This window comes from uncultured Nisaea sp., assembly GCF_963974195.1.
Taxonomy (GTDB): Bacteria; Pseudomonadota; Alphaproteobacteria; order Thalassobaculales; family Thalassobaculaceae; genus Nisaea.
Genome location: NZ_CAXBDC010000146.1, coordinates 1 through 8429, shown reverse-complemented (window position 1 = coordinate 8429; position 8429 = coordinate 1). Strand labels below are relative to the sequence as shown.

The following is an 8429-nucleotide window of genomic DNA, read 5'->3' as shown; positions in this document are numbered from 1 at the left end:
CGCTTTCCGGAATATGTGGAGGCACGCTGGCCGCTTCCGGTTTCCTGGTTCTATGCCTGGTTCCGCAGGTTCCACAATTTCGGTGGCGGCTGCATGGTCGCGACCGAAACGCTGCGCGCAGATCTTGAGAGCCGGGGCTTCCGGAACCTGAAGATGTGGTCCCGCGGGGTGGATGCGGATCTGTTTCGCCCGACCGAAGACTCCGTTCTGCCGCCGGACCTGCCCCGGCCGATCTTCATCAATGTCGGGCGCGTTTCGGTCGAGAAGAACATCAAGGCCTTCCTGGACCTCGATCTGCCCGGCTCGAAAGTCGTCGTTGGCGACGGCCCGCAGCTTGCCAGCCTCCGGAAGGACTATCCGGATGTCTATTTCACCGGCGCCAAATCGGGCGAGGACCTGGCCCGGCATTTCGCCAGCGCCGACGCCTTCGTCTTTCCCTCGCTGACGGACACGTTCGGGCTGGTGATCCTTGAAGCGCTGGCCTGCGGTGTTCCTGTTGCCGCCTATCCGGTGATGGGACCGCGCGATGTCATCGGCGACAGCGGCACGGGTGTTCTCTCCGAAGACCTTCGCCAGGCCGCCCTCGACGCCCTGCAGATCCCGTCGGAACGTTGCCGCTCCTGGGCTCTCAAATACAGCTGGGCATCCTGCACGCGGCAATTCCTGGATAATGCCGTCGCCGCTCAAACATCACACAAAGCCGGGTTCTAACGGGGCCTCACCCGGCCAGTGCGACAGTTGCCGTTTTTTCCCGCCCCTTCAGGAGCTCTTCCGTCAGCCCGCCTTCGGCATCTGTGATCCTCAGCGGCTCGAAACATTTTTCGAACTGCGACGGCAGCGGGACCAGCGGCTTGTAGGCCGCGCGCAAATCATCGCTCATCGCGCAATAGGTCAGCGGCGGCTCCTTGCGGGACTGGCTCATCTGTTTGATGTTGCCGAGATTGATCTTGCCGCCGAAGCGGTGCAGCGGGCGGATCACCGCCAGTGCCGTCTGGTCCCAGTCGAAATGCCTGCGCCAGTGCCAGGCGTGCTTGATCGCATGGCGGGCCAGCGCACCTTTCCGGCCCTTGAACTGCATCAGACCGGCGACATAGGGCACGACTTTCTCAAGCGGCTCCTTCGGCCATTCGACGATCTTTTGTCCATCCATGTCACTGAGCAAAAGGTCCGGCATCAGCCGGCCGGCACGGGCCGCCTCATCGAAATAGGGTGTGCCCAGAATGGGAATGGTCAGGGACAACAGTCCCGGCAGGGGGATGGTCGGATCGTCCAGTACCGCATTTAGCTGGCTGTCCACCTCCGCGATGGTCTGCTGCGAGAAATCGGCGATCATTCCATAATCGAAGAACATGCCGTTCTCGGCGCATAGCCTGGTCAAGGCACGCGGGTCCGATGTCACGCTCTGCTTCTTGTTGAAGGATTTCAGGACTTCGGGATCAAGGGATTCCACCCCGGAGAACACGGCCTTGCAGCCGTTTCGGGCCATCAGCGCAACATTCTCCGGGCGTTTGAAGAAGTCCCCGGTAACGAGAGCGCCCCAGCCGCGAAACTGCCCCTGCCGCCAGCGCTCGCCGATCATCTCGACCCGGCGCTCAAAGCTCTGCCGGTTGTTGCCATAGAAATTGTTGTCCAGAACCATGACGCCCAGCACGCGCTTCATGGCATCGAGCTGGTGCGTGATGGATTGCTCCGAATGGGAGACGTATTTTCGCTGCTCGCCGGTCAGGGAGCAGAACGAACAGGCGAAATTGCAATTCTTCGTCGTCTCCAGATAACCAAGCCCCATCGAGGGCACGGCGAGATCGAACCGCGGCGCGCCGGTTTCGGAGATATGGGTCCGGTCGAACACCTCCGCGATGATCTCCGACATCTCCTCGACGTCACCCTGGCAGGCATAGTCGAAAGTCTCGGCACACAGGCTGGGCAGGGCCCGGGCAATCGGGCCGCCGATGGCCGTGACAACGGATGGATTGGCGTTCCTGAAATAGGCGGAAAGCTGATGCGCCCGATCAAAAGCCGCTGTCAGGCCGGTGAAGATGACCATGTCCGGCCAGTCGAACAGCCGGGTATCCAGCAACGCGCCATGAAACACCTCGTCCCAGACCCGGACAGTGACGAGATCCGCATTGAAATAACCCGCCAAATAGTACGGCGCCATTGCCCGCGGGATGAACCAGCGCGTCGGCGTCGCTGAACGCCACGGGTCGAAATAGGCATTGATGATCAGAACATTCTGTTTGCTTTTCAAACTCATACCCAAAATTCAGATCGACGTTCCGGGAACCCCATCATGGCAGGTTATTCAACTCTCGCGGTTTGGTCTGTGGCATTGTCCGGTTGACAATAACCGCTACGATGGGCGGATATCCCTCCTCGCTTCACGAATTTGATCCGAAGGTCTTCATGGAAGACGTATCCCAGAACATCGCCCAAGCCCTCGGCGCGCATCCTACTTTCGCGAAACTCAGCCCGGAAACCATACAAGCGATCGCCTCCGTTTCAAGAATGACGGAAGTCTCTCCAGGCGCGCTGATTGTCCGGGAAGGTGACGAAAAGACAGACCTTTTTCTGTTCGTGTCCGGGGCGGCCGATGCCGTCAGGGAGTCCAGCGACGGGGAGACTGTTGTCCTCAACTCGATCGCTGCGGGGGACTGTATCGGCGAGCTGGCATTCCTCGATGGCGGGAGCCGGTCGGCATCCGTCCGGGCCACAACGCCCTGCACGCTCATCATGATCCCGGCGGACGCCCTGCAAAATACGGCAAATGCCCCCGCGGTTATCGGTGAGCTGAAAGGCGCGCTTGCGTCTGTTGTCGTCAAGCGGGCGCGCAGCCTCAGCGATGAAATGCTCGCCTCGCTCCGCAAGCAGCTGGAAATCAAGACGATCCAGAATCAGTTCGGATATTTTCTGATCTTCACCATCGCGATCTACATGATCTCGACGACGCTGTTCTATCTGGTTGCCGAAGATTACGTGAAGGACATCTACGATCCGGGCTTTTCCTGGCAGACCGTCGTCTTTCTGGCCATTCCCTGCCTGCTCATCATACGCATGATGCGTATCCCGCTGGCCGATCTCGGGATCAGGCGGGAAGGATTATGGCGATCGTTCCGGGAGACGATTGTCATCTGCGTGCTCATCACCATCCCCGTGGCCATCTATCTTGTCTGGTTCAAGCCGGAGACAGCAGGAAACACGCCCGGCGCAAGCGTCGATACGTTTTTCCTCGTTCAGTATTTCCTGCATACGGTCGTGCAGGAAGTCGGCTCCCGCGGCCTGCTTCAGGGTCTGTTCCAGAAGTTCCTCGACGACACCAAAGGCCACCGGGCCGTGTTGCTGACGAGCACGATTTTCGCGTCTCTGCATCTGACATTCGGCGTCGATGCCGTCGTGATCACATTTTTTGCCAGCATCATCTTCGGCTATGTGTATTTGCGACAGAAGAACCTGCTCGGCGTGACGCTGCTGCACTATTGGCTCGGCGTCCTGGCAGCGGTCGCGGTCGCCTTCTAGGCTCCCGCCTTACCCTCGAATGACGTGAATTGTGCCGGATCGCTTCCGGAAGCTCGGCATTGAAAAAGGCGGCGCCTTGACGGCACCGCCTTTTCAAAAGTTCTGCAGCGCCCGTCCGGCAAACAACTACCGGGGCGAGGTGTGTCCTAGTAGTCCAGGAAGCTCCGGAGTTTCCGGGACCGGCTCGGATGCTTCAGCTTGCGGAGCGCCTTCGCCTCGATCTGACGGATACGCTCACGGGTCACGCTGAACTGCTGGCCGACCTCTTCCAGGGTGTGGTCAGTGTTCATACCGATGCCGAAGCGCATGCGCAGCACGCGCTCTTCACGCGGCGTCAGGCTGGCGAGCACGCGGGTCGTGGTCTCGCGCAGGTTGGCCTGGATCGCGGCGTCAAGCGGCTGCACCGCATTCTTGTCCTCGATGAAGTCGCCGAGGTGGCTGTCTTCCTCGTCGCCGATCGGCGTCTCGAGGCTGATCGGCTCCTTGGCGATCTTCAGGACCTTGCGGACCTTCTCCAGCGGCATGACCAGCTTCTCGGCCAGCTCTTCCGGGGTCGGCTCGCGGCCGATCTCGTGCAGCATCTGACGCGAGGTCCGGACCAGCTTGTTGATCGTCTCGATCATGTGCACCGGGATACGGATGGTCCGTGCCTGGTCCGCGATGGACCGGGTGATGGCCTGCCGGATCCACCAGGTGGCGTAGGTCGAGAATTTGTAACCGCGGCGATATTCGAACTTATCGACGGCCTTCATCAGGCCGATATTGCCTTCCTGGATCAGATCCAGGAACTGCAGGCCGCGGTTGGTGTATTTCTTGGCGATGGAGATCACGAGACGCAGGTTCGCCTCGACCATTTCCTTCTTCGCCCGGCTCGCCTCGCGCTCGCCCTTCTGCACGGTCTGGACGATGCGGCGGAACTCGCCGATCGGCAGACCTGCATCCTCGGAGACGGCGGACATGCCGTCGCGCAGCTTGGCGATTTCAAGTTCGTTACGCTCGACGAACTTGGCCCAGCCTTTACCGGAAAGCTCGCCAACGCGCTCGGCCCAGTCCGGCGCCAGCTCGTTGCCGAAATGCTCCTTCATGAAGACGGCCCGGTCGACCCCGGCCTTTTCCGCCATCTTCAGCATGCGCATGTCCATGCCGGTAAGATGCCGGTTGAGGTTATAAAGCTGCTCGACGAGCGCTTCGATACGCCCGTTATTCAGCCGGACGCCTTCCATCAGGTCGACCAGCTCTTCCCGCAGCTTCTCGTAACGGCGCTCGCTCTGGGCGGTCAGTTCCTCGCCCTTCTGCAGTCGCTGCAGGCGCTTGTCCTGCACCTTCTTCATCTTGCCGTAGGTCTCGGCAATCTTGTCGAAGGTTTCGAGCACCTGAGGCGTCAGAGCCGCTTCCATGGCGGACAGAGACATATTGTTCTCTTCGCCATCGTCTTCGTCATCATCGTCGTCGGACTGCTCGCCGGAAGCGCGTTCCTCATCGGACTTGACCGGGCCGTCATCGTCATCCTCGGCATCGTCGGCTTCGGCCTCTTCAGGCTTGGCTGCCTCAACTTCGATATCGTCCGGCTTGGCCGCGCCGTCCTCGGCTTTGGCCTCGTCCTCGTCGCCTTCGCCGTCTTCGGAATTTTCACTATTCGCGTTGGCGTTCGCGCCTTCCGGGCCGCCGCCATAGGTCGCGTCCAGATCAATGACGTCGCGCAGGAGAACCTTCTCCTCCTTCAGCGCGTCGCGCCACTGGATCAGGGCCTTGATGGTCAGCGGGCTCTCGCAGATGCCGCCGATCATCATCTCGCGGCCTGCCTCGATCCGCTTGGCAATGGCGATTTCGCCTTCGCGCGACAGCAGCTCGACACTGCCCATCTCGCGCAGATACATCCGGACCGGATCGTCCGTTCGGCCTACATCATCATCGGCGACGTTGCCGGCCACAGCCTTTTCGTCTTCGGCTTTCGGCTCGGGGCCACTGTCTTCCTGTTCCTCGTTCTCGACGACATTGACGCCCATCTCGCTCAGAGCGGACATCACATCCTCGATCTGTTCGGAGGACATCTCCTCCTGGGGCAGTGCCGCGTTCACCTCGTCATAGGTGAGGTAGCCGCGCTCCTTGCCCTTTTTGATCAGGTTTTTGACAGTCTGATTGACAGTGTCGATCAGCGGGCCGTCCGCATTTTCCTCGCGGTCCCGGTTCTCGTCTTCGTTCGCCAGCGATTGTTTCGCCATTCGTTCGTCGACCTCTCCAAATGCGCCATCGCCCCAACCGGGGGCGACCCGCCGTTATCTTATGACCGACCCATGTCGGTCTCTTCGAGTGCCGCGCTGGAATTCAGGGAAGCCAGCGCCGATCTTAGGGACGCCAACCGGTTCCAACTCGCTTCGCTAAATTCTTCCGCCACAACCCGTTCGGCATCGGCCAACTGCGCCTCAAGCTGAGACTTACCGATCCGAGCCAGCAATTCAGTCAGTCCTGCGCGTGCTTGAACAAGCGACGCGCTGCGCCGCGCGAAAGCCGCGTGGCCCAATGTCTCCCCACCAAGAAGCCCATTGCAGGCATCAGACAACCCCAACCGCGTCAAATGGGAAATTAACCCGTCAGAGTCAAGGCCCGAATCGGCGAGCGCAATCTCTATGATCTGCTGCCGCAGCTTGTCAAGGAAGGGATCGGCGAAGGAAAGTGCCCCCACAACCTCTCCAAGCTCGTCAATCAGGCCCGGATGATTGATCAGGGCAGCGAGCAAAATCTGCTGCTGCCGGTTCGCCATCACCGCCGGAATATGCGACCGGTTGCCCTGAACAAATGTCCCGTTCTGTTGCGACGGCTTGTATCCGCGCCGGTCGCCGCGCTTGAAACCATTGTTCTCCCGGCCCGCACGCCGCATCTCGCGAATCCGGTTCTCGACCATGTCCGCGTAGCTTTCCTGCACCGTGCGTTCGCCGATTTCCTTGATGCGGGCCCGCATCCGCGTCTGAAAGTCGGCGATCCGTTCCGGCGTGGTCACCGGCTGGGCGGTAAGCTCCTGGCGCCAGATGAAATCCGACAGGGGCACGGCCGCATCGAGCACACCACGCATTGCCTTGGCCCCGTGCTGACCGATCAGATCGTCCGGATCCTGCCCCTGGGGCAAGGTAACGAACCGCAGGGAGTGGCCCGGTTTCAGCATCGGCAGTGCCCGGTCGGCGGCGCGGCCGGCAGCCCGCATGCCGGCGGTATCCCCGTCGAAACAGACAATCGGCTCGTTCGCCAGCTTCCAGAGCTCGGCGATCTGGTCCTCGGTCAAGGCGGTGCCGAGCGGCGCGACGGCTTGCGGAAAACCGCCCTGGGACAGGGCGATCACGTCCATATAGCCTTCGGCAACGATAATCTCTTCCGACTTGCGGGCCGCCTCGCGCGCCTGCGCGAGACCATAAAGCACGCGCCCCTTGTGAAAGACCGGTGTATCCGGAGAGTTCAGATACTTCGGCTGCCCGTCCCCCAGAATGCGGCCGCCAAAGGCAATGACCCGGCCGCGCCGGTCGGTGATCGGAAACATCACCCGCCCGCGAAAATAATCATAGGCATCACCGCCGCCATCCGGCTTGCGCAGCAACCCGGCCTCGACCAGCAAACCCTCGTCGATACCCTCCGCCTTCATCGACTGGGTCATTGCTGTGCGGCTGTCCGGCGCCCAGCCAAGACGGAAATGCGCGATGGTCTTGCTGGACAGGCCACGGCCCCGCAGATAGTCCAGCGCTTCCGCACCGCCCGGCCCGGCGAGCTTAGCCTCGAACCAGTTGCAGGCATGCTCCAGGACATCGTGCAGGGTGTTGCGCTGCTTCGATCTTTCACGCTCGGCGGGGGTTTCCTTGGGCACCTCGAGACCGGCCATTTCCGCCAGCTTCTCGACCGCCTCGGGGAAGGCCATGCCTTCGTTTTCCATGACGAACTTGATGATGTCGCCGTGCGCCCCGCAGGCGAAGCAGTGATAGAAGTTCTTGTCGTCGACGACATTCATCGACGGCTTGCTGTCCGTATGAAAGGGGCAGAGTCCGATGAACTCGCGCCCGCGCCGCTGCAAGGTCACACGTCTGCCCACGACTTCGGAGACCGGCAGCCGGGTCCTCAATTCATCCAGGAATTGCGGCGGAAAGCTCATCGCACACAGCACATTGTTCTGCCCTCGCGGAGCGGGTCAGGAATAGTGAACCTCGGAGGCATTCCGGTCAAAAAAATTCCCGGATCGAGATTTCGCAGAAAAGTGTCAGATCAGGCGAGTATCTGGCGGACGAGGCCGCTGGCCTTGGAGAAATCCATGCGGCCGGCATACTGCTCTTTCAGGGCGGCCATGGTGCGGCCCATATCCTTGAGCTCCCGCGCGCCGATTTCCTGAACCACGGATTCGACCGCTTCGGTGATCTCGGCATCGCTCAGCTGTTGCGGCATGAAACGGCGGATGACTTCCATCTCGGCCTTTTCCTGCTCGGCAAGTTCCAGCCGTCCGCCTTCTTCATACATCCGGATGGATTCGGTCCGCTGCTTCAGCATGGTCTGCAGCATGGACAGAATCTCATCTTCGCCAATGCCGTCCGGCTGACCGTTCGTACGGCCGGCGATATCGCGGTCTTTCAGAGCAGCCAGAATCAACCGGATGGTGCTGACGGCACACTGATCCTTGGATTTCAAAGCCTCTTTCAAGGCGTCACTGAATGCGGCGCGCAACATTTTTGATATATACCCCTAGCCTTTTCGCGGCGGGTTTCTGAGAAGACCGGCTCGCGAATTCGCCTACACCATCGACATCGCGGCGCAAAACGCAAGGCACATTTCTTAACTTGTTGATTTTATTGAATTATACGCAAAACAAGTTCCTTGACCTATGGCCCGGCATTCTTTATCAAAGCGCCACCGAAGCGCCCGGCCTGGCCTGAATTGACATTTAA

General features: G+C 60.5%; 6 protein-coding genes. 2 read left to right on the top strand and 4 right to left on the bottom strand.

Annotation, left to right across the window (positions count from 1 at the left end; genetic code table 11):
- A partial coding sequence (locus tag AAC126_RS20710; RefSeq protein WP_339857119.1) for a glycosyltransferase occupies positions 1-711 on the top strand: 711 nt, incomplete at its 5' end.
- Positions 712-718: 7 nt separating this feature from the next.
- Here the strand turns inward: AAC126_RS20710 and AAC126_RS20705 are convergent.
- Positions 719-2254 (bottom strand): radical SAM protein, encoded by a 1536-nt coding sequence (locus AAC126_RS20705; protein ID WP_339857117.1) that lies wholly within the window; start codon positions 2252-2254, stop codon positions 719-721.
- A gap of 149 nt (positions 2255-2403) precedes the next feature.
- Here AAC126_RS20705 and AAC126_RS20700 point away from each other — a divergent pair, with 149 nt between their 5' ends.
- The gene (locus AAC126_RS20700) at positions 2404-3513 is read left to right on the top strand and encodes a cyclic nucleotide-binding domain-containing protein (RefSeq protein WP_339857115.1); all 1110 of its coding nucleotides are present in this window, start codon (positions 2404-2406) and stop codon (positions 3511-3513) included.
- A 146-nt stretch (positions 3514-3659) separates the two neighbouring features.
- Here AAC126_RS20700 and rpoD read toward each other — a convergent pair whose 3' ends face one another.
- The 3 genes from rpoD to AAC126_RS20685 form a co-directional block, all read right to left on the bottom strand.
- The gene (gene rpoD / locus AAC126_RS20695; RefSeq protein ID WP_339857113.1) at positions 3660-5735 is read right to left on the bottom strand and encodes an RNA polymerase sigma factor RpoD; all 2076 of its coding nucleotides are present in this window, start codon (positions 5733-5735) and stop codon (positions 3660-3662) included.
- A 59-nt stretch (positions 5736-5794) separates the two neighbouring features.
- The gene (gene dnaG / locus AAC126_RS20690) at positions 5795-7645 is read right to left on the bottom strand and encodes a DNA primase (protein WP_339857111.1); all 1851 of its coding nucleotides are present in this window, start codon (positions 7643-7645) and stop codon (positions 5795-5797) included.
- 110 nt (positions 7646-7755) lie between these two features.
- Entirely contained in the window at positions 7756-8211 is a 456-nt protein-coding gene (locus AAC126_RS20685; protein WP_339857109.1) for a GatB/YqeY domain-containing protein, read from the bottom strand.
- Positions 8212-8429: the final 218 nt, after the last annotated feature.